Source organism: Methylobacterium mesophilicum, assembly GCF_022179445.1.
GTDB classification, from domain to species: Bacteria; Pseudomonadota; Alphaproteobacteria; order Rhizobiales; family Beijerinckiaceae; genus Methylobacterium; species Methylobacterium mesophilicum.
Genome location: NZ_BPQU01000002.1, coordinates 94,078 through 114,674 on the forward strand (window position 1 = coordinate 94,078; position 20,597 = coordinate 114,674).

The following is a 20,597-nucleotide window of genomic DNA, read 5'->3' on the forward strand; positions in this document are numbered from 1 at the left end:
CTCAGGCGACCGCGTCGGACGGCGGCGTGGTCGGCTCGATATTCACGAGCCAGGCCTTGAACTCCGGCGTCTCGGTGTTCGCGTCACCCACCACGGGCGTCAGCGAGTTCGGGTGCCATCCTTTCTTCGTCAGGCCCATGAAGCCCCAGTGCTGCGGGATGCCGACGACGTGGACGGGCTTGCCGTCGCAGATCAGCGGCTTGATCCGCTTCGTCACCACCGCCTTGGCCTTGAGCGAGCCGCGCTTCGACCAGACGCGGACCCAGCCGCCCTTGGCGATGCCCTTCTCCTTGGCCAGCTCCTCCGAGATCTCCACGAAGGCCTCGGGCTGGAGGATCGCGTTGATCCGGGCATGCTTGGTCCAGCCGTGGAAGTGCTCGGTGAGCCGGTAGCTCGTCGCCGCGTAGGGGAACTCGGTCGCGTCGCCGAGATCGGCCAGGTCGTCCTTGAAGATCCGGGCCGCCGGGGCGCCCTTGATCTTCGGGAACGGGATGTTGGCCATCGGCGATTCGAACGGCTCGTAGTGCGTCGGGAACGGCCCGTCGCGCATGAGTCCCCGGGTCCACAGGCGGGCGACGCCCTCCTGGTTCAGGATGAACGGCCCGACGCCCTTATCGGGGGCGACGGTCACGCCGTAATCCGGCACGTCGAAGCCGATCCACTGCTTGCCGTTCCACTCGATGAGCTTCTTCTTCTCCGACCAGGGCTTGCCCTCCGGGTCGCAGGACGCACGGTTGTAGAGCACGCGCCGGTTGGCCGGCCACGCGAAGGCCCAGTTCGGCGCGATGCCGCGGTCGCCGGGATCGGTGTTGTCCCGGCGGGCCATGGTGTTGCCCTTCTCGGTGTAGCAGCCCGAGTAGATCCAGCACCCGCAGGCGGTCGTGCCGTCGTCCTTGAGCTGGGCGAAGCCGTCGAGCTGCCGGCCCGCCGGCATGACGGTCCCGTTGAGGTCGGGCGTCGGCGCCACCGTGTAGCCGTTCAGCTCGCGGGCGAGCTCGGTCGGCGTCGGCGACTCGGCGATGGCATAGTCCCATTTCAGGTTGACGATCGGGTCCGGGAACGCGCCGCCGTCCTTCTTGTAGGCCGCCTTCACGCGGAGGAAGATCTCCGACATGATCTCGATGTCCGAGCGGCACTCGCCCGGAGCCTCCTGGGCCTGCCAGTGCCACTGGAGCCAGCGGCTGGAGTTCGACAGCGAGCCCTCCTCCTCCGCGAACAGGGTGGTCGGCAGCTCGAACACCTCGGTCTGGATCTTGGCCGGGTCGACGTCGTTGTACTCGCCGTGGTTCTCCCAGAACCGGGCGGTCTCCGTCTTGAGCGGATCCATCACCACGATGAACTTCATCTTGGAAAAGGCTTCCGTCATCTTGGCGCGGTTCGGGAACGACAGCAGGGGGTTGAAGCCCTGGATGATGTAGCCCGTCATCTTGCCCTGCTTGGCGAGCTCGAACCCACGGATCACGTCGTAGGTCGGCACGTCGAGCTTGGGCAGGTAATCGTAGGCCCAGTCGTTCTCCTTCGTCGCCTTATCGCCCCACATCATCTTCTGGAACGAGACGAAGAACTTGTTGTAGTTCTGCCAGTAGCTGGTCTGGCCTGGGCGCAGCGGCTTGAACTGCCGCTTGGCGATGTAGCTCGCGTAGTCCGGCTCCTTCTCCACGGGCAGGTTGAGATAGCCCGGGATGAGGTTCGACATCAGCCCGAGATCGGTCAGCCCCTGGATGTTGGAGTGGCCGCGCAACGCCTGCATGCCGCCGCCGAGCATGCCGATATTGCCGAGCAACGTCTGGACGATGCACATCGAGCGGATGTTCTGCGAGCCCTTGGAGTGGTGCGTCCAGCCGAGCGCGTAGAGCGAGGCCATCGTCCGCTCAGGCGACGACGTGGTCGCCATCAGCTCGCAGACCTTCAGGAAGGTCTCCTTCGGCGAGCCGCAGATCCGCTCCACCATCTCGGGCGTGTAGATGGCGATGTGCTTCTTGAGGAGCTGCATGACGCAGCGCGGATGCTGCATCGTCTCGTCGACCACGGCGTAGCCATCGGGACCGATCTCGTAGTCCCAGGTGGTCTTGTCGTAGTCGCGCTTGTCGGCGTCGTAGCCGGCGAACAGGCCCTCGCTGAAATCGTAGCCCTCGCGGACGACGTAGCCCGCGTTGGAATAGGCCGCGACGTAGCGGTGCTGCAGCTTGTCGTTGTCGATCAGGTACTTCGCGACACCCGACAGGAACGCGATGTCGGTCCCCTGCCGGATCGGGCAGTACAGGTCGGCCACCGACGCCGTGCGGGTGAAGCGCGGGTCGACGACGATGAGCTTGGCGTTGTTATGGGCCTTCGCCTCGACGACCCACTTGAATCCGCACGGATGTGCTTCGGCGGCATTGCCGCCCATCACGGTAATCACGTCCGCGTGCTTGATGTCCATCCAGAGGTTGGTCATCGCACCGCGTCCGAAGGAGGGCGCCAAACTGGCGACCGACGGACCGTGTCAAACCCTGGCCTGATTATCGAAGACCAGGGCCCCCATGCTGCGCACTGTCTTGTAGGTCAGCCAGGCCGTCTCGTTGGTGGTGGCCGAGGCGCCGAGGAAGCCCGTCGTGGTCCAACGGTTGACCGTCAGCTCTTCGTTCTTGGCCAGGAAGTTCTTGTCCCGATCCTCCTTGAGGAGGGTCGCGATCCGGTCCAGCGCGAAGTCCCAGGAGACGCGCTTGAACGCGGACGTGCCGGGGGCGCGGTAGAGCGGGTACTTCGTGCGGGTCTCGGAATGCACGAAGTCGAGCAGCGCCGAGCCCTTGGGGCAGAGCGTGCCGCGGTTGACCGGGTGATCGGGGTCGCCCTCGACATGCATCACCGAGGAGCGCGCGTTCTTCGAGCGGTCGCCGAGGCTGTACAGGATGACGCCGCACGCCACCGAGCAGTACGGGCACGTGTTGCGGGTCTCGCGCATCTGCGCGAGCTTGAACGGCCGCACTGCGGCGGCCATGGCCGGCTGGAGGCCGCCGAAGCCGAGTGCGCCGAGCGAGCCGCCCGCGAGGCCGGCGCCGGCCCCCTTGAGCAGGCCACGCCTAGAGACCTGGACGTTCATCTCCGCTCCTTAAAGCGATCTGGTATAATTCCAGGGTGTCCCAAAAAAGCGTGCACGAGGCAAGTGTGGTTGCGTGACACAGAGACCGCTGCTGTTTTAAGTTGACCAGCCCGTTGGACGAGGCGCCATCGTCCTGCACGGGCTGGCTTTTTTCACTTGGACGGCGCGGCCGGATTCGTGCCCGACGGGCCGCCGGTGCGGTGGTCCAGCGGCGCCTGCGGCTCCGTCGCGGAAGACCCACCGGTGTCGGCGCCGGGGACGGGCCGCTTGGCGTTCTCGTCGATGGAGTGACCACCCGGATTCGGCGCATCCTTGGCGGCCGACTGCTCGCGGGGGACGGGGGCCTGGCTCCAGCCGTCCTGCGCGCTGCGCGACTTGTCGCCCATCGCGTCGATGCCTTTGATCTCGCCGGGCTTCGTCTGGGCGAGGGCGGGCGCACCCGTCGCGGCCACCATCAGGAACGCCGACAGGGTCAGGGACAACGAGCGGGACAAAGGGCGAATCCGATCTGTGCGAGGGGTCATGGCCGGCAACGTGCCCCCGGCATGGCCAGTTCCGATTTCGGACATCGACCACCGTGACGGTCTCTTAACCAAGCTTTGCCATTCTCAAGGCGAGACACACGGGAGCCTCGGGATCATGACGAAGTCGTATCCGGAGCGCCCCTCCGAAGAGACCGCCTCCTCCACCGTTGCCCCGCTCAGCCCGAGCGTGCGCCGGCATCTCGGCCAGAACCTGCGCTCGGTCTACGCCGACACGTTCGCCGCGCCGATCAACCAGCGCCTCGAAGCCCTGGTGAAGCAGCTCGGCAAATCGAAGCCGTAAGCCGCGCTGCGCCCCGGATCGCGGAGGCGCCCGGGTCCGGCCCGCATCACGCGGCAGGTGCGTCAGCGCACACCAAGTCGTTCTTTCTATGAAACTCGCCGCGGCGGCGACATTCTTCTCCTCGTGCATTCCGCGGGAGAAGATCCATGCGTTCCGCCGGCGGGCGCACCCCCAGACGCTTGTGTTTCCGGGAATTCCGCCGATCCTGCTTCGAGCACACAACGGTGCGAGAGCCGCCGCCTGGCTTGACTTCGTTCGGTAAAACGAACGATCCAGGGCCCCGGGCGTGCGCTTCTCTGCAGCGCAACCGTGGCCGGCGGGGAGAGGCGACGTGATGAAGAACGGTGCGGCACGGAACCGGGCTGTCCGGGCGGTCGGACTCTCGATGCTGGTCGGCGCCGGCCTGCTGAGCGGCCTCCTTCCGGCCGGGGCCGAGACCGCGCTGCTGAACGTCTCCTACGACCCGACCCGGGAACTCTATCGCGAGATCAACACGGTCTTCGCCGAAGCGTGGAAGGCCAAGACCGGCGAGGCGATCACCGTGCGCGCCTCGCATGGCGGCTCGGGTGCACAGGCCCGGACGGTGATCGATGGCGTCGACGCCGACGTGGTCACGCTGGGCATCCCGTCGGACATCGACGCCATCGCCAAGCTCACCCGCAAGATCCCCGACGACTGGCGCAGCAAGCTCCCGAACGAGGCCGTGCCCTACACCTCGACGGTGGTGTTCCTGGTCCGCAAGGGCAACCCGAAGGGCGTGAAGGACTGGGCCGACCTGACCAAGCCCGACGTGAAGGTGATCACCCCCAACCCCAAGACCTCGGCCGGGGGACGCTGGAACTTCCTGGCCGCCTGGGGCTACGCCTACGGCCAGGACAAGGACACCGCCAAGGCGGACGCCTTCGTGGGCCAGATCTACAAGAACGTGCCCGTGCTCGACACCGGGGCGCGCGGCTCGACCGTGACCTTCGCACAGCGCGGGCTCGGCGACGTGCTGCCGACCTGGGAGAACGAGGCCTACCTGGTGCTGCAGGAATTCGGCGCCGACAAGTTCGACATCGTCTCGCCGCCGACCTCGATCTACGCTGAGCCGCCGGTGGCCCTCGTGGCAGTGAACGCCGAGCGCAAGGGCACCACCAAGGCCGCCCAGGCCTATCTCGACTTCCTCTACAGCGACCGCGCGCAGGCGATCTTCGCCAAGCACCATTACCGCCCGATCCGCCGCGAGGCGGCGGCGCCGGCCGACCTCGCCCAGCTCCCCGAGATCAAGCTGTTCAAGATTGAGGACATGCAAGGGTCCTGGGACGACATCCAGAAGCGGAACTTCGACGCCGGCGGCCTGTTCGACCGGTTGAGCCGGGCCGGCCGCTGAGGCGGGAACCATGGTCGAGACACCGCGTCGCAAACGGACCTTCCGCCGTCCCAGCGTGATCCCGGGCTTCGGGCTCAGCTTCGGCTACACGCTGACCTGCCTCGGGCTCGTCGTGCTGCTGCCGCTCGCCGGGCTCGTGGCCAAGGCGTCCGGCCTCGGGCTCTCGGGGATCTGGTACGTGGCCACCGATCCGCGGGTGGCCAGCGCCCTGAAGCTCAGCTTCGGCGTCTCCGCGGTCGCGGCGCTCACCGCCTCGGTGTTCGGCTTCCTGGTCGCCTGGGTCCTGACCCGCTACCGCTTCCCGGGCCGGAAGATCGTCGACGCGGCGGTCGACCTGCCCTTCGCCCTGCCGACCGCCGTGGCCGGCATCGCGCTCGCCTCGCTCTACGCGCCGGATGGGCTGCTCGGCGCGCCGCTCGCCCGTCTCGGCATCCAGGCGGCCTACACGCCGGTGGGGATCTTCATCGCCATGGTGTTCATCGGGCTGCCCTTCGCGGTGCGGACCGTGCAGCCGCTGATCGCCGAGATCGACAAGGAGATCGAGGAGGCCTCCGCCACCCTGGGCGCCACCCGGCTCGGGACCCTGACCCGGGTGGTGCTGCCGCCGCTGATCCCGGCGGTGCTCACCGGCTTCGCCCTGGCCTTCGCCCGGGGGGTCGGCGAATACGGCTCGATCATCTTCATCGCCGGCAACCTGCCCTACGTCTCGGAGATCGCGCCGCTGCTGATCGTGATCAAGCTGTCCGAGTTCGACTACGGCGGTGCGGCGGCCATCGCCACGATCATGCTGGGCATCTCGTTCCTGACCCTGCTCGCCATCAACCTGATCCAAGCCTGGAGCCGGAGGCGCTTCGGCTATGTCTGAGATCTTCTCCCCGACCATCACGCCGGCCACGCGGCCGGAGCCCGTCGCCTCGGAGGGCGCCGGAACCCGTTTCGTCCTGATCGGGATCGCGATCACGTTCCTGGCGCTGTTCCTGGTGCTGCCGCTGCTCGCGGTGTTCACCCAGGCGTTCTCGAAGGGGCTCGATGCCTTCCTGGCGGCGTTCCGGGAGCCGGATGCCTGGAGCGCGATCCGCCTGACGCTGACGGTGGCGGCGATCGCGGTGCCGTTCAACGTGGTGTTCGGCCTGGCGGCCTCCTGGGCGATCGCCAAGTTCGAGTTCCCCGGCAAGTCGCTGCTGATCACCCTGATCGATCTGCCGTTCTCGGTCTCGCCGGTGGTCTCGGGGCTGATCTACGTGCTGCTGTTCGGCTCGCAGGGCCTGTTCGGCACCTGGCTGATGGACCACGGGATCCAGGTGCTGTTCGCCCTGCCGGGGATCGTGCTCGCCACGGTGTTCGTCACCTTCCCGTTCGTGGCCCGCGAGCTGATCCCGCTGATGCAGGAACAGGGTTCCGCGGAGGAGGAGGCCGCGCTGACGCTCGGCGCCTCGGGCCTGCACGCGTTCCGCACGGTGACGCTGCCCAACATCCGCTGGGGCCTGCTCTACAGCGTGCTCCTCTGCAATGCCCGGGCGATGGGCGAATTCGGCGCGGTGTCGGTGGTGTCCGGCCACATCCGCGGCCTGACCAACACCATCCCACTCCACGTGGAGATCCTCTACAATGAGTACAACTTCGTCGCCGCCTTCGCCGTCGCTTCGCTCCTCGCCGTCCTTGCCCTCATCACCCTCATCCTCAAATCCGTCCTCGAATGGCGCTTCGCGGGCGAGCTTGCGCACGGCCGGGCTCACTGACAGCCCCTTGGACCGCCCCTCCACGGCGATCCGGGTCGAGAACGTCTCGAAGACCTTCGACACGGCCGCGGTGCTGCACGACTTGTCGATCGACGTGCGGGCGGGGGAGCTGCTCGGCCTGCTCGGCCCGTCGGGTTCGGGCAAGACGACCCTGCTGCGGATCATCGCCGGGCTCGACGCGCCGGACCGGGGCCGGATCCTGTTCGGCGACGACGACGCCACCGGCCTCGCCGTGCAGGAGCGGGCGGTGGGCTTCGTGTTCCAGCACTACGCCCTGTTCAAGCATATGAGCGTGGCCGACAACATCGCGTATGGGCTGAATGCGCGGCGTCGCGCCGAGCGGCCGGCCAAGCCTGAGATCAAGCGCCGGGTCGGCGACCTGCTCGACCTGATCCGGCTCTCGGGCTTCGGCGACCGCTTCCCGTCGCAGCTCTCCGGCGGCCAGCGCCAGCGGGTGGCGCTCGCGCGCGCGCTGGCCGTCGAACCGCGGGTCCTGCTGCTGGACGAGCCCTTCGGCGCGCTGGACGCCCAAGTCCGAAAGGACCTGCGCCGCTGGCTGCGCGAGATCCACGACCGCACCGGCCAGACCACGATCTTCGTCACCCACGACCAGGACGAGGCCCTGGAGCTGTCGGACCGGGTCGCCGTGCTCGACCGCGGCCGCCTCGAGCAGGTCGGCACCCCGGACGAGGTCCAGGAGCACCCGGCCTCCGCGACCGTGATGAAGTTCTTGGGCGACCACGTCGAAGTGGAAGCGCTGGCCGAGGGCGGCCGCGTGCTGGTGCGCGGCCGGGAGACGCCGGTGGCGGCGCCGGCCGGGATCATCGGCCCGGTCAAGCTCTACGTCCGGCCGTGGCAATTGCAGCTCGCCGAGCCAGAGGCGGCGCACCTGTCCGGCACCGTGCGCAGCTCCTACCGCAGCCAGGGCCGCCAGCGCATCGAGGTGGTCGATACCGAGGGACGGGTGCTCGCGGTGGAGGATTTCGACGGGATCCGCCACCCGGCCGGCCACCCGGTGGGCCTGCGGATCAATGGGGGGCACGTGTTCGGGTGAACCTCGTCAGACGCTGCACATCCGCCTAGGCTCTCGCCCATGACGACCCTGAATCGCACCGTCCAGTCCGATGTCCTCTCCGCTGTCGGCGGCACGCCGCTGATCCGCCTGCGCCGGGCGTCCGAGGAGACCGGCTGCGAGATCCTGGGCAAGGCCGAGTTCCTGAATCCCGGCCTGTCGGTGAAGGACCGGGCGGCGCTGTCCATCGTGCAGGATGCCGAGGCGAAGGGGCTGATCCGGCCGGGCGGCACCATCGTGGAGGGCACAGCAGGCAATACCGGCATCGGCCTCGCCCTGGTGGCCTCCGTGCGCGGCTACCGGACGCTGATCGTCATCCCGGTCACCCAGTCCGAGGAGAAGAAGCAGACCCTGCGGCTCGCCGGCGCCCGCCTCGTGGAAGTCCCGGCGGTGCCGTTTTCCAACCCGAACAACTACGTCCACGTCGCCCGGCGGCTGGCGGAGAAGCTTGCCGCCACGGAGCCGAACGGGGCGTTCTTCGCCGACCAGTTCGACAACGTGGCCAACCGGCAGGCCCACGTGGACGGGACCGGGCCCGAGATCTGGGAGCAGACCGGCGGCCGGGTCGACGGCTTCGTCTGCGCGGCCGGGACCGGGGGCACGCTGGCCGGCACCGCGGCGGCCCTGCGGGCCCGCAACCCGGGCGTGCGCATCGCGCTCTCCGACCCGGAGGGCTCGGCGCTCTACGCGCACTACACCACCGGCACCCTGAAGGCGGAGGGCTCGTCGATCACCGAGGGGATCGGCCAGGGCCGGATCACCAAGAACCTCGCCGGCTTCACCCCGGACCATGTGTTCCGGATCCCCGACCGCGAGGCGCTGGACATCGTCTTCGGCCTGATGCGGGAGGAGGGGCTGTCGCTCGGCGGCTCGTCCGGCATCAACGTCGCCGGGGCGATCCGGCTGGCCCGGGAGCTCGGCCCCGGCCACACCGTGGTGACGATCCTGTGCGACGGGGCGGCGCGCTACGCCTCGAAACTGTTCAATCCGGCCTTCCTGACCGAGCGCGGCCTGCCGGTCCCGGGCTGGCTCGAAGCACCGCAGGATGTGTTGCCGGATTGGCACGCCTGAGAACTACGGCCCGATCCAGCGAATATCCCCGCAAAAGTGCGGCCCGGCGTTGAACGGAACGGATTGTCGCAGCGTTTCAACGGTCACGCTCGCAACAACAGCGACCGTCCGGAGAGCCTGTTCTATGTCCCTCGTTACCATTCTCCTCATCATCCTGATCATCCTGGCCTTCGGCGGCGGCGGCTTCCTGGGCGGCGGCGCCTATCGCGGCCCCGGCTTCGGCCTCGGCGGCATCCTGCTCATCGTGCTGATCGTGCTGCTGGTGACCGGCCGCCTGTAAGCGCCCATAGGACGCGGCCCTGCCGAAGCGTCTCCGGTTCGGCGGACGCGTCCGAAACCGCGCGCCCGCCTCACGGTTCGGGGCAGGTTCCCCGGTCCGCGAGGCGGGCCCTATCGACAGCTGATCCCGACGATGGCCTGGGCCACCGCGCCGGGCCCGGAATTCGGGATCGGCTTCGCCTCGGCGACACTCTGGCCGGCCAGGAAGGCCGCGACCGCCTGGGCCGGCACCAGGGCCAGGCGCGCGGGCGGCACGATGCCGGCGACACGCCGCACCGCCGCCGGATAACGGGCGACGAGCCCGACGAGCCGCCCCGACCGGTCGAGCACGGGCGCTCCGGCGGAGCCCGGCTGAAGCGGCGCGATCACGCCGCCCGCCACGGCCGTGGCCGGGGCGGCCAGAACCCCGTCCGAGCCCGGGGCCAACGCGATCAGAACCTCTTCGGCGGCCACCGCATCGGTTCGGACCGGCACCCGGATCGGGGCCGGGATGCCCGCCGCCTCGAGCAGGGCGAGCCCGGCCGGGTCGGTCGCGATCAACCGGGCGGGTGCCGTCCCGACGCGCGGCGCGGGGCAGCCCTCCAGCACCGCAGCGGCGGTGAGGACGCGCCCCGGCGCGATCACAAGTCCGGTCCCGGCCTCCGCGCCGGCGGCGCCCGTCGGCGGCACCGCCGCGGCGGATGCCAGCGGCAGGTCCGCGGCGACCTTCGCGGTCCCGGGGGCGGCAGCCGTCGGGAACGGCTCGAAGGCGTTGGCCACCGCGATCACCAGGCGGCCGACCTCCGCGGCGAGCGCGCGGTCGTAGCCGATCAGGAAGCCGCGCACGCCCTGCGGCCCGGCATCGTACCGGACGTAGGACAGGCCGGTCCCGGTCTCGGCGGTGACCACCAGGGATTCCGGCCGGCGCAGCTTGTAGGTGACCTTGCGGGTGGGCAGCGGCGCGGTCAGCTGGTCGAACAGGCCGTCCAGGGTCTCGCCCCCCGGCGGGATGGCGCGGGATTCCAGGGTCACGCGCCCGTCCGCGCTCTGCCAGCGGGTGCCGGCCGGCAGGGCCGTGCGCTTCGAGAGCAGGCGCTCGGGCACGCCGATCGCCGCACCGCTCGCCGGATCGACGGCGACCCGGAAGCGGGCCGCCGCCTTGGCCGCCGCGCCCGCCGCCAGCAGCGCCGCCCGGCCGCGCGGCTCCAGGGGATCGGCCCCGCCGGCCCGGGTGCGGTAGGCCGTCAGCGCGTCGAAGGTCCGGCGGCCGAACGCCCCCGAGACCACGGCGTTGAAGTCACCGGTCCAGACCAGCGCGTCCTGGACCGCCTTGCGCTCCGCCTCGGGCAGCGCCTCGAACGCGACCCTGGTCGCCTCGAAGGCGGGATCGGGCACGGTGAGGCGGCCAGGGGGGGCAGCCTTCGGGGCAGCCTTCGGAGCGGGTTGGGCCGGGCGGGGCGGCACGGGACGATCCTGGGCAAATCCCGGCGCCGTCAGGCCCGCGAGCAGGAGCGCCGCCAGGAGAGGCCTCGTCCGCCGGCGCCGCAGGAGCGTCTCCGGACCCAATTCGTATCCCGCCCCATGCGAATCCATCGCCGTCCCCGACGCTCAACCCGGCAACCTTGGCAGAGCCTCCGGGCGGGCGCCAGACCGGGCGTGCGCGCGGAATCTGTTCGAACCGCCGCGCACGCCCGTGCACGCGGCCGCGCGATGCGCTAGAGGGCAGGGGTCCGGCCTCGCGGGCCGGCCTGGATTCCGACTCGCCTCGGACCTCCTGCCGGCCGCGCGCCGCCGCCATGGTCCGACGCGGAGCCCGGCATGAGCGAGACGAGCAACACCTTCAAGAAGGCGCCCAAGCGCAAGCCCACCAAGGGCAAGAGCGTCAGCGTCTCCCCGGAGATGCGGCAGGCCTATGCCAACCTGATCCAGGAACGGGCCGAGAAGCAGGAAACCTACGGGCGGCACCTGCCGCAGGAAGAGACCAAGCGCCGGTAAAAGAACCGGGTTTCCAAAGGGCTCAGCCCTTTGGCGGGGTGTCGGGGCAGAGCCCCGATGGCATCGAGCTTCGCTCGACCCAGGCTCTGCCCTGGACCCGCAAGAGGTCCCGGACCTTTTGAAACCCTGATGGTTTCGAACCGCCCTAGCGCTTGCGCACGAACTCGGTGCGCAGGACGAGCCCCTTGATCGTGTCGTGGCGGCAATCGATCTCTTCGGGATCGTCCGTGAGCCGGATCGACCGGATGACCGTGCCCTGCTTCAGGGTCTGGTTCGCGCCCTTGACCTTGAGGTCCTTGATCAGCGTGACCGCGTCGCCGTCGGCCAGGACGTTGCCGGCCGCGTCGCGGGCCTCGGCCCTGGCCGGCGCCGCGGCGGCCTGGCCGGGCGGGAGCCACTCGCCCGTGGCCTCGTCGTACACGTAGGATTCGTCGTCGCCGGCCAATGCCATAACCCCCGATGCCGGGTCCGGGCGCTGCGCCCGTCACCCTGCGCGTCCGCGCCCCCCTCACGCCGAATCGGTCATCGCCCCGGCGGGGGTGCTGGAACGAGCGCGGCCGTTCTCGCGCCGGGCCGAGCCCGGGGCAAGGGGGGGGAGGAAGAGGCGAGCAGTGGCCGGGGCCGGCGATCCGGCCTCCGCATGCGGGCGGAGGCCGGGGGAGGCGGCGTCAGCGCTTGAGCGGACCGGCCTCGATCACGTCCTCGACCGTGCGCAGGCCGGCGCGCGGAGAGTTGACCAGGCAGGCCATGTTGCCGGGCGGGTGCTGGTTCTTCCACATCTTGGTGTGGGCCTGGGGGATCTTGTCCCAGGGGAACACCTCGCTCATGCACGGGTCGACCCGGCGGTCCATCACGAACTGGTTCGCCGCCGAGGCCTGCTTGAGGTGGGCGAAGTGCGAGCCCTGGATCCGCTTCTGGCGCATCCAGACGTAGCGGGCGTCGAAGGTGATGTTGAAGCCGGTGGTGCCGGCGCAGAACACCACCATGCCGCCGCGCTTCACCACCAGGGCCGAGACCGGGAAGGTCGCCTCGCCGGGATGCTCGAAGACGATGTCGACATCCTGCTTGCCGGTGATGTCCCAGATCGCCTTGCCGAACTTCCGGGCTTCCTTCGTCCAGGCGTGGAACTCGGGCGAGTTCACCGTGGGCAACTGCCCCCAGCAGTTGAAGTCCTTGCGGTTGATGACGCCCTTGGCGCCGAGGCTCATCACGTAGTCGCGCTTCGAATCGTCCGAGATCACCGCGATGGCGTTGGCGCCCGAGGCCGCGCAGAGCTGCACGCCGAACACGCCGAGACCGCCGGAGGCGCCCCAGATCAGCACGTTCTGGCCGGGCCGGACCGTGTGCGGCGCGTGGCCGAACAGCATGCGGTAGGCGGTGGCCAGGGTCAGCGTGTAGCAGGCCGCCTCCTCCCAGGTGAGGTGCTTGGGCCGATGCATGAGCTGGCGCGACTGCACCCGGCAATACTGCGCGAACGAGCCGTCGCCCGTCTCGTAGCCCCAGATGCGCTGGCTCGGCGAGAACATCGGGTCGCCGCCGTTGCACTCCTCGTCGTCGCCGTCATCCTGGTTGCAGTGAACGATGACCTCGTCGCCGACCTTCCAGCGCTTCACCTTGGCGCCGACCTTCCAGACGATGCCGGAGGCGTCCGAGCCGGCGATGTGGTATTCGCCCTTGTGCACGTCGAAGGGCGAGATCGGCTCGCCCAGGCCCGCCCAGACGCCGTTGTAGTTCACGCCCGCGGCCATGACGTAGACCAGCACCTCGTCGTCGCCGATGTCCCACACCGGCAGCACTTCGAGCTGGTGGGATTGCTCCGGGGGGCCATGACGCTCGCGCCGGATCGCCCAGGCGTACATCTTGGCCGGCACGTGACCCAGCGGCGGGATCTCGCCCATCTCGTAGAGATCCTTGACCTCACCGTCCGCCGGACGGACCGCACCGCTCGCAGCCATCTCGCTCTCCTCTCATCCCGCGCTGTTCTCACGGCCGCGGTTCTCTCCCGCGCTATAGCGGCGATGTCGGAGGCGTCCAAGTGGGCCGAAAGTCGAAATCGGAGGGTTTCGAACGTGAAAAAGCGCCCTGCCCAAGGCCGGCGCCGACGTATTCAAATTCGGCTTGCGAACCGACCAAGTATTATTCGGCGGGGGCCGACCGCCGACCGGACCCGAGACCTTCCGGGACGGGACGCCGGACCGTCCGGTAGACTTTATACCACCGATGAGCCCGGACACGGCGCTGCGGCCACAGGGCATCCGCTCGACCGACGCCGCGTCGGGTGCGTCGGGAGCGGCTTTGGACTATCGCGGGTGGATCGAGACTCCGCATCGGGATGTGCCGCGCCATGCTCAACGTGAAGGCCATCGTCCGGCGCCCGGCCAAGCGGGATCTGCTCCGGGTCGCGCTCGCTTGCGGCCTCGCGGCGGCCCTGCCCGCGACGGTCTCGGCGAAGGATCAGTCCAAGCCGTGGAACGTCAGCGGCAAGCTCCTCGGCGAGCCCGACCCAAAACATCCCGCCGAGGCGGAGCGGAGCGAGAAGGCCCGGGATGTGAGCGGCATCGCCTGCGCCACCGATACCGGCTTCCCGCGGATCTGCCTCGTGGCCGACGACGAGTCGCAGGGCGCCCAGGTGGCGATCCTGCGGGACGGCAGCCTCGTGGCCGGACGCTTCATCCGGCTGATCGACGCCACCCGAAACGGCAAGCCGCTGGAACTCGACGCCGAGGGCGTGGCCTATGCGGACGGGGCCTTCTACGTCATCGGCTCGCATGGCCGCCCCCGGCGCGAGCACAGCCAGGACGCCGAGGGCGACGCGCGGGCCGAGGCGACCCGGCACCTGTTCCGCATCCGCCTCGATCCCAACGCCGTGGACCCGGAGACCGGCCAGCTTCGCGCCGAGCCCGAGATCGCCGGCACGGCAGCGCTGGCGCGGATCATCGCCGACATCCCGGCGCTGGCCCCCTTCCACGACCGGGCACTGGAGGAGGGCGGCGTCACCATCGAGGGCGTGGCGGTGCGGGGCGGCCGGCTCCATGCCGGCCTGCGCGGCCCCGTGCTGGCGGATGGCAGCGCCGCGATCGTGTCGGTGCCCCTCGCCGGCCTGTTCGACGGCAAGCCGGGCGCCGGGACCCTCGCCACGGTGGCGCTGGGCCCGGACAGCCACGGGCAGAAGCGGGGCGTGCGCGACCTCGTGGCCGTGCCGGACGGCTTCCTGATCCTGGCGGGGCCGATGCACGACCCGGAGGGCGGGGCGGTCGCGGCCGGCGACTACACGGTGTTCGCGTGGGACGGCACGGGCGCGCCGCGCAAGCGCCTCGATCTGCCCGGCTACGCGAAGAAGGAGAAACCGGAGGCGCTGCTGCCCCTCGACGCGACCGCGGACGGGCACCGGGTGGTGGTGTTCTTCGACGGCCCGAAGGAGGGCGCCCCGCGCGCGCTCGTGCTGCCGCGCTGATCGGCCGACCCGTTCAAATCCGGCTGTCGGCCCGCACAAGTTTTTTAAAGTCTCTCCGGGCCCTCCCGGGCCGTCTTGCACGTCTGTCGCGGATGACGCGCTCGGCTGCCTTCGCTACGGTGCGACCAAGACTGCGCCCCGTGCGCGGATAGTGAACAAGACCACAGGGAGGCCACGATGGGCGCGAGCGTCGCGGAGACCAAGGGCGACACGTCGAGCCGCGACAAGCCCTGGATCATCCGGACCTATGCCGGGCACTCGACCGCGGCTGAGTCGAACAAGCTCTACCGGGGCAACCTCGCCAAGGGCCAGACCGGCCTGTCGGTGGCCTTCGACCTGCCGACCCAGACCGGCTACGACCCGGACCACGAGCTGTCGCGCGGGGAGGTCGGCAAGGTCGGCGTCTCGATCGCGCATCTCGGCGACATGCGGGCCCTGTTCCAGGACATCCCGCTCGCGCAGATGAACACCTCGATGACCATCAACGCCACGGCCCCGTGGCTGCTGGCGCTCTACCTGGCGGTGGCCGAGGAGCAGGGCGCCCCGCTGGACGCGCTCCAGGGCACGACCCAGAACGACATCATCAAGGAGTACCTGTCGCGCGGGACCTACGTGTTCCCGCCCGCGCCCTCGCTCCGGCTCACCAAGGACGTGATCCTGTTCACGACCAAGAACGTGCCGAAGTGGAACCCGATGAACGTCTGCTCCTACCACCTGCAGGAGGCGGGGGCGACGCCGGTCCAGGAGCTGTCCTACGCGCTGGCCATCGCGATCGCGGTGCTCGACACGGTGCGGGACGACCCGGAATTCGACGAAAAGAGCTTCTCCGACGTGTTCGGCCGGATCTCGTTCTTCGTGAATGCCGGGCTGCGGTTCGTCACCGAAATCTGCAAGATGCGGGCGTTCGCCGAGCTCTGGGACGAGATCGCCCAGGAGCGCTACGGCATCGACGACCCGAAGAAGCGCATTTTTCGCTACGGGGTCCAAGTCAACAGCCTCGGGCTGACGGAACAGCAGCCGGAAAACAACGTCCACCGCATCCTGATCGAGATGCTGGCCGTGACGCTCTCGAAGCGCGCCCGCGCCCGGGCCGTGCAGCTGCCGGCCTGGAACGAGGCGCTCGGCCTGCCGCGGCCCTGGGACCAGCAATGGTCCATGCGCATGCAGCAGATCCTGGCCTTCGAGACCGACCTTTTGGAATATGACGATATCTTCGACGGCTCAAAGGTCATCGAGGCCAAGGTCGAGGCTCTGAAAGCCGAGACCCGGGCCGAGCTGGAGCGGATCGGCGGCATCGGCGGCGCGGTCGCCGCGGTGGAGACCGGCGCCCTGAAGCGCGCCCTGGTCGAGTCGAACGCCAAGCGGATCTCGGCGATCGAGGCCGGCGAGCAGATCGTCGTCGGCGTCAACAAGTGGCAGCAGGGCGAGCCCTCGCCGCTCACCGCCGGGGAGGGCGCGATCTTCTCCGTCTCCGAGACGGTGGAGATGGAGGCGCAGGGGCGCATCCGCGACTGGCGGGGTAAGCGCGACGCCCAGGCGGTCGGCCGGGCGCTCGACGCCCTGGAGCAGGCCGCGCGCTCCGGCGCCAACATCATGCCGGTCTCGATCGAGGCCGCGAAGGCGGGGGTCACCACGGGCGAGTGGGGCGAGCGCCTGCGCCAGGTGTTCGGCGAGTACCGGGCGCCCACCGGGGTCAGCCCCGAGACCGTCTCCTCCGGGGCGGCCGAGGAGGCCAAGCTCCTGATCGCCGATCTCGGCGAGCGCCTGGGCGAGACGCCGCGGCTGGTGGTCGGCAAGCCCGGCCTCGACGGCCACTCCAACGGCGCCGAGCAGATCGCGCTCCGCGCCCGGGACGTCGGCTTCGACGTCACCTACGACGGCATCCGGCAGACCCCGGCCGAGATCGTCGCCAAGGCCAAGGAGACCGGCGCCCACGTGGTCGGGCTGTCGATCCTGTCGGGCAGCCACGTGCCGCTGGTGCGCGAGGTCCGCGCCCAAATGCGCGAGGCGGGGCTGGACCACATCCCGGTGGTGGTCGGCGGCATCATCTCGCCCGAGGACGAGCTGGTCCTGAAGAACATGGGCGTGCGCGCGGTCTACACGCCCAAGGACTACGCCATCGACGCGATCATGATCGGCCTGGCCAAGGTGGTGAACAAGAGCCTGGACCGCGCCTCCGACCCGTCGGAACCACCGCGGGAGGGCGCGCAGGTTTATTGAGGAGCCGTGCGGGCAGGCGCGGCTGCGGCCGAGGTACCTGGCGCTGCCGCCGAGATGTCGCTTCACTCCGTGCATTCGAGGGCTGCCGTCGGGCGCCTCTTGCTCGCGACGGTGTGAGCAGCGGGCGGTAAAACAAACACTGCCACGGCAGGGTAGCGGCGCATCGGCGGCGGCCCTCGCCCCGCACGTCGAGCTTCGATAGAGTCGATTGCGTCGCTTGGCTTCGCTTCGGCGGCGTGTAGACCGGAGGCGGCTGTATGGCCTTGAGAGAGACGATCGAACGCCTCAGGGATGCGCGAGGCGATCGAGAAGATCCCGCCGATATCGTCGCGCGATGGAAGGGAGCTGTGTCCAAGCTCTACGATGATATCGCAGCGTGGCTGAAGCCTTACATCGACGACGGCGACCTTGCCCTAGAGCGGGTCACGAAAGCGGTGCAAGAGGAAGCTACGGGGCCTTACGAGATCGACGGGTTGGACATTGAAGTTGGAACCGAGACCGTGCGCCTCGAACCCAAGGGTGCCGTTGTTATCGGTGCTCTCGGCCGGATCGACATCTCCCGCCTGGGCAGCGGCGACCCGTTGTTCCTGGTTCTGACCGGCCCTCCGCAGCAACCGACCTGGCACCTCGTTAAACCTTCGGAGCGCACGCGGGCGACGGCTCTTACGAAAGAGACCTTCGAGGCTACGCTGGAAGAGCTTCTTGCAGCCTATAGCCTGCAATCGGGGCCGACGATGTGAGCGGTCGTAAGCTCGACGCCTCATATATTGCTCTCCAATCACAGCTTGGGGCACATGCCTATGCGAGGCAAGCCGCCCTGCGACCGGGCGCATCGGCACAGTTTCTAAGCGAACTCGGCGTTCCAATCGGCGACATCGTGAAGAACCGCCGGAAAGCCATCCAAGAGCATTTCGAGCGCGTCGGCCGGCAGATCCGCCGGCAAGGCTTCACAGACTTGGTGTCCTCATTCGAAGCAGACTTGTTCCGGCTGCTCCAGATGGCTTCGAGCAAGGTGCGCCATATCCTGAACGCGCATTACGAGCCGGACTTGCCCTTCGCCGCTCACCGGGAGGATCTGGCTCGGACAACGGCAGACTTCTCCAATCTCGGCGGCTACCGGCGCCTCCTCGCCGTCACATCCGGGAGCGGCGTCGATCCACGCAAGGATTTGTGGGAGATCATCGCGTACCGGGACTTCTTAGCACACGGCGAGCGTTGGGCATTCCCAGCAAGTCCGCCAACGCTCGATTTTGCGTACGCGACGCTCTCGAAGGAGATCAATCGCATCGAGGCGTCGGCCCCGTGAATCGCGCGGGCTACGTAAGTCGGAAGTGCGGAAGCAGCCGCCCGTACCGTGCGTACGCCGCCATCCGGACATACCTCCATGCAGTCGCATCGCCCACGGCTTGATGTAGGGAAGGGACTATTGTTCTTCAGTACCCTCCATCCGGTCTTAATGGAGGCGAGCAGTCCTCCGTTTCCGTGACAGCGCAGCTCCGTCCAGGACGCCGTGACCCCGATCCTCCTCCTCGCCGTCCCGCTCGCCGCCGCCCTGTCGGCCGGGCTGATCCTGCGGCTGCGGCCGGTGCTGCAGCGCTACGCCCTGGCGCGGCCGAACGCCCGGTCGAGCCACACCGTGCCGACGCCGCAGGGGGGCGGGATCGCCGTGGTGACCGCGCTCGTGACGATCTCGGGGCTGCTGATCGCGGCGCCCGAGATCGGCGGCCGGCCGGACTGGGTCCGGCTCGCGAGCGGCACCCTGGTCCTGGCGCTGCTCGGCGCCGTGGACGACCTGCGGCCACTGCCGGCCGGCCTGCGGCTCGCCGTTCAGGCGGGCGTGGTCGGCGTGTTGGTCTGGCACCTCGACGGCCGTCTGGTGCCCGGGGCGCCCCTGTGGCTCGAGCGCGGCCTCGCGCTGCTGGCCGGGATCTGGTTCGTCAACCTGACGAACTTCATGGACGGGCTCGACTGGATGACGGTGGCCGAGATCGTCCCGGTCTCCGGCGCGCTGCTGCTGCTCGGGCTCGCCGGATACCTGCCGGCGCTGCCGGCCCTGGTGGCGGGCTGCCTGCTCGGGGCGATGCTGGGCTTCGCACCGTTCAACCGGCCGGTGGCAAGCCTCTTCCTCGGCGATGTCGGCTCGCTGCCGGTCGGCATCGTCACCGCCTGGCTGCTGTGCCAGCTCGCCCTGGCGGGGGGGCTCGCCGCGGCGCTGCTGCTGCCGCTCGCCTACCTCGCCGACGCCAGCCTGACGCTCGCCGCCCGCGCCGCACGGGGCGAGCGGGTCTGGGAGGCGCATCGCGGGCATTACTACCAGCGCGCCACCGATCACGGCCTGACCGTCCCCGGCGTCGTGGCGCGGCTATTCGGGGTCAACCTCGTGCTGGCGGGGCTCGCCGCCGCGACCTTGCTTTGGCCGTCCTGGCCGGTCACGCTCGGAGCGCTCGCGGCCGGGCTCGCCCTGGTCGCGGCCCTGCTCCGCCGCTTCGCCCGCGCCCCCGCGCCGGCCCCAGCCGAAGGTGCCGCAAGCCCGTGACCGGATTGATCGCGCTCACCGGGGCCACCGGCTTCATCGGCCGCCACCTGCTCGCCGACCTCACCGCCCGCGGCTACCGGGTCCGGGTGCTGCTGCGCCGGCCGACGGCGCTGCCGGAGGGCGCCGCGAGCGCGGTGGTCGGCGACCTGACCCGCCCGATCAACATGGCGGCGGCGCTCAGCGGCGTCGACGCCGTGGTGCACTCGGCAGGCCTCGCCCATGCGATGTCGGGCGCCCCCGAGGACGATTACCGCACGCTCAACACCGAGGCGACGCGCAAGCTCGCGGAGGCCGCGGCCCGAGCGAAGGTGCGCCGGTTCGTGTTCCTGTCCTCGATCCGCGCGCAGGTCGGCGCCAGCGCGCCGTGCGTGGTCGGGGAGGGCGATGAGCCCCGGCCCACCGACGCCTACGGCCGCTCCAAGCTGGAGGCCGAGCGGGCGCTGGCCGAGACCGGGCTCGACTGGGTCGCGCTCCGCCCGGTCCTGGTCTACGGGGCGGGCGTGAAGGGCAACATGGCCGCGCTGCTGCGGCTCGCCCGCAGCCCCTACCCCCTGCCGCTCGGCGGGCTGGCGGCGCGGCGCTCGCTGATCTCCCTGGAGAGCCTGTCGGGGGCCGTGGACGCGGTCCTGCGGGCGCCTTCCCCGATCCGATCCGCCCTGGTCGCCGCCGACCCGGACGCCTTGAGCTTGGCCGAGATGCTCACGGCGCTGCGCGCCGGCCTCGGCCGCAAACCCGGGCTGGTCCCGGTACCGGCCGGGCTCCTCGGCCTCGCCTGCCGGCTGACCGGCCGGGAGGCTCTGTTCGCCCGGGTGGCCGAGGGCCTGGAGGCCCGCGCCGACGGCCTCGCGGCGCTCGGATGGCGCCCGGCCGCGCCGACGCGGGACGGGCTGGCGCGGCTGGCTCGGGCGGGGGGCTGAGTTCAGGGCGGTGACGGGCTTTCCCATCCACACCCCTCATCCTAAGGCGCCCACGT

19 protein-coding genes are annotated in these 20,597 nt (G+C 69.8%); 14 read left to right on the top strand and 5 right to left on the bottom strand.

The window, feature by feature from the left end; all coding sequences use genetic code 11:
* Position 1: 1 nt before the first annotated feature.
* Positions 2–3,082 (bottom strand): formate dehydrogenase-N subunit alpha, encoded by a 3,081-nt coding sequence (gene fdnG / locus MFF40_RS03020; RefSeq protein WP_147897430.1) that lies wholly within the window; start codon positions 3,080–3,082, stop codon positions 2–4.
* A 152-nt stretch (positions 3,083–3,234) separates the two neighbouring features.
* Positions 3,235–3,576, bottom strand: a complete 342-nt coding sequence (locus tag MFF40_RS03025; protein WP_147897431.1) for a hypothetical protein — start codon at positions 3,574–3,576, stop codon at positions 3,235–3,237.
* A 145-nt stretch (positions 3,577–3,721) separates the two neighbouring features.
* Between MFF40_RS03025 and MFF40_RS03030 the strand changes: the two genes are divergently transcribed.
* The 7 genes from MFF40_RS03030 to MFF40_RS03060 all read left to right on the top strand — a co-directional run bounded on the left by MFF40_RS03030 (position 3,722) and on the right by MFF40_RS03060 (position 9,441).
* Positions 3,722–3,907, top strand: a complete 186-nt coding sequence (locus MFF40_RS03030) for a hypothetical protein (protein WP_147856433.1) — start codon at positions 3,722–3,724, stop codon at positions 3,905–3,907.
* Between the two features lie 334 nt (positions 3,908–4,241).
* A complete protein-coding gene (locus MFF40_RS03035) occupies positions 4,242–5,279 on the top strand; it encodes a sulfate ABC transporter substrate-binding protein (RefSeq protein ID WP_147897444.1) in 1,038 nt (345 codons plus the stop codon).
* Positions 5,280–5,289: 10 nt separating this feature from the next.
* Positions 5,290–6,144 (top strand): sulfate ABC transporter permease subunit CysT, encoded by an 855-nt coding sequence (cysT, locus tag MFF40_RS03040; RefSeq protein WP_147856432.1) that lies wholly within the window; start codon positions 5,290–5,292, stop codon positions 6,142–6,144.
* Positions 6,137–7,018: a sulfate ABC transporter permease subunit CysW gene (cysW, locus tag MFF40_RS03045; protein ID WP_147856431.1), complete on the top strand. Its 882-nt coding sequence runs from the start codon at positions 6,137–6,139 to the stop codon at positions 7,016–7,018. The genes cysT and cysW overlap by 8 nt, the downstream gene beginning before the upstream one ends.
* A 70-nt stretch (positions 7,019–7,088) precedes the next feature.
* Positions 7,089–8,072 (top strand): sulfate/molybdate ABC transporter ATP-binding protein, encoded by a 984-nt coding sequence (locus tag MFF40_RS03050; RefSeq protein ID WP_348644655.1) that lies wholly within the window; start codon positions 7,089–7,091, stop codon positions 8,070–8,072.
* Between the two features lie 39 nt (positions 8,073–8,111).
* On the top strand, positions 8,112–9,161 hold the full coding sequence (locus MFF40_RS03055) for a cysteine synthase A (protein WP_238259643.1): 1,050 nt from the start codon (positions 8,112–8,114) through the stop codon (positions 9,159–9,161).
* Positions 9,162–9,285: 124 nt separating this feature from the next.
* A complete protein-coding gene (locus tag MFF40_RS03060; RefSeq protein ID WP_007563230.1) occupies positions 9,286–9,441 on the top strand; it encodes a hypothetical protein in 156 nt (51 codons plus the stop codon).
* A 110-nt stretch (positions 9,442–9,551) separates the two neighbouring features.
* On the opposite strand, the gene MFF40_RS03065 is transcribed toward MFF40_RS03060, so the two are convergent.
* Positions 9,552–11,012, bottom strand: coding sequence for a trypsin-like peptidase domain-containing protein (locus MFF40_RS03065; RefSeq protein ID WP_238259644.1), 1,461 nt, complete (start codon positions 11,010–11,012; stop codon positions 9,552–9,554).
* 225 nt (positions 11,013–11,237) lie between these two features.
* On the opposite strand from MFF40_RS03065, the gene MFF40_RS03070 reads away from it, so the two are divergent.
* Positions 11,238–11,414: a hypothetical protein gene (locus tag MFF40_RS03070; protein ID WP_187278002.1), complete on the top strand. Its 177-nt coding sequence runs from the start codon at positions 11,238–11,240 to the stop codon at positions 11,412–11,414.
* Positions 11,415–11,559: 145 nt separating this feature from the next.
* Here the strand turns inward: MFF40_RS03070 and MFF40_RS03075 are convergent, their stop codons facing one another.
* Both MFF40_RS03075 and ccrA read right to left on the bottom strand, forming a co-directional pair.
* Entirely contained in the window at positions 11,560–11,859 is a 300-nt protein-coding gene (locus MFF40_RS03075) for an alkylphosphonate utilization protein (protein WP_147897434.1), read from the bottom strand.
* A 223-nt stretch (positions 11,860–12,082) separates the two neighbouring features.
* Complete coding sequence (ccrA, locus tag MFF40_RS03080; protein ID WP_147857214.1) at positions 12,083–13,369, bottom strand: crotonyl-CoA carboxylase/reductase; 1,287 nt, start codon at positions 13,367–13,369, stop codon at positions 12,083–12,085.
* Between the two features lie 389 nt (positions 13,370–13,758).
* Here ccrA and MFF40_RS03085 point away from each other — a divergent pair, with 389 nt between their 5' ends.
* From MFF40_RS03085 to MFF40_RS03110, 6 genes are all read left to right on the top strand, one after another.
* Entirely contained in the window at positions 13,759–14,868 is a 1,110-nt protein-coding gene (locus MFF40_RS03085; RefSeq protein WP_238259645.1) for a DUF3616 domain-containing protein, read from the top strand.
* A gap of 177 nt (positions 14,869–15,045) precedes the next feature.
* Positions 15,046–17,088, top strand: a complete 2,043-nt coding sequence (locus tag MFF40_RS03090; RefSeq protein WP_147857054.1) for a protein meaA — start codon at positions 15,046–15,048, stop codon at positions 17,086–17,088.
* A 257-nt stretch (positions 17,089–17,345) separates the two neighbouring features.
* Positions 17,346–17,828 (top strand): hypothetical protein, encoded by a 483-nt coding sequence (locus tag MFF40_RS03095; protein WP_238259646.1) that lies wholly within the window; start codon positions 17,346–17,348, stop codon positions 17,826–17,828.
* Positions 17,825–18,394 carry a hypothetical protein gene (locus MFF40_RS03100; RefSeq protein ID WP_238259647.1) on the top strand — a complete coding sequence of 190 codons (570 nt, stop codon included), beginning with the start codon at positions 17,825–17,827 and terminating at the stop codon, positions 18,392–18,394. The genes MFF40_RS03095 and MFF40_RS03100 overlap by 4 nt, the downstream gene beginning before the upstream one ends.
* Positions 18,395–18,598: 204 nt before the next feature.
* Complete coding sequence (locus tag MFF40_RS03105; protein ID WP_238259648.1) at positions 18,599–19,624, top strand: MraY family glycosyltransferase; 1,026 nt, start codon at positions 18,599–18,601, stop codon at positions 19,622–19,624.
* Positions 19,621–20,541: an NAD-dependent epimerase/dehydratase family protein gene (locus tag MFF40_RS03110; RefSeq protein WP_238259649.1), complete on the top strand. Its 921-nt coding sequence runs from the start codon at positions 19,621–19,623 to the stop codon at positions 20,539–20,541. Before MFF40_RS03105 ends, MFF40_RS03110 begins: the two co-directional genes overlap by 4 nt.
* The last annotated feature ends 56 nt before the right edge of the window (positions 20,542–20,597 follow it).

Coding starts and splice junctions, on each gene's coding strand:
- MFF40_RS03070 (WP_187278002.1), top strand. CDS start 11,238: ATGAGCGAGACGAGCAACACCTTCAAGAAGGCGCCCAAGCGCAAGCCC.
- MFF40_RS03065 (WP_238259644.1), bottom strand. CDS start 11,012: ATGGATTCGCATGGGGCGGGATACGAATTGGGTCCGGAGACGCTCCTG.
- MFF40_RS03030 (WP_147856433.1), top strand. CDS start 3,722: ATGACGAAGTCGTATCCGGAGCGCCCCTCCGAAGAGACCGCCTCCTCC.
- cysW (WP_147856431.1), top strand. CDS start 6,137: ATGTCTGAGATCTTCTCCCCGACCATCACGCCGGCCACGCGGCCGGAG.
- MFF40_RS03085 (WP_238259645.1), top strand. CDS start 13,759: ATGCTCAACGTGAAGGCCATCGTCCGGCGCCCGGCCAAGCGGGATCTG.
- MFF40_RS03090 (WP_147857054.1), top strand. CDS start 15,046: ATGGGCGCGAGCGTCGCGGAGACCAAGGGCGACACGTCGAGCCGCGAC.
- MFF40_RS03095 (WP_238259646.1), top strand. CDS start 17,346: ATGGCCTTGAGAGAGACGATCGAACGCCTCAGGGATGCGCGAGGCGAT.
- MFF40_RS03035 (WP_147897444.1), top strand. CDS start 4,242: ATGAAGAACGGTGCGGCACGGAACCGGGCTGTCCGGGCGGTCGGACTC.
- MFF40_RS03055 (WP_238259643.1), top strand. CDS start 8,112: ATGACGACCCTGAATCGCACCGTCCAGTCCGATGTCCTCTCCGCTGTC.
- MFF40_RS03060 (WP_007563230.1), top strand. CDS start 9,286: ATGTCCCTCGTTACCATTCTCCTCATCATCCTGATCATCCTGGCCTTC.
- cysT (WP_147856432.1), top strand. CDS start 5,290: ATGGTCGAGACACCGCGTCGCAAACGGACCTTCCGCCGTCCCAGCGTG.
- ccrA (WP_147857214.1), bottom strand. CDS start 13,369: ATGGCTGCGAGCGGTGCGGTCCGTCCGGCGGACGGTGAGGTCAAGGAT.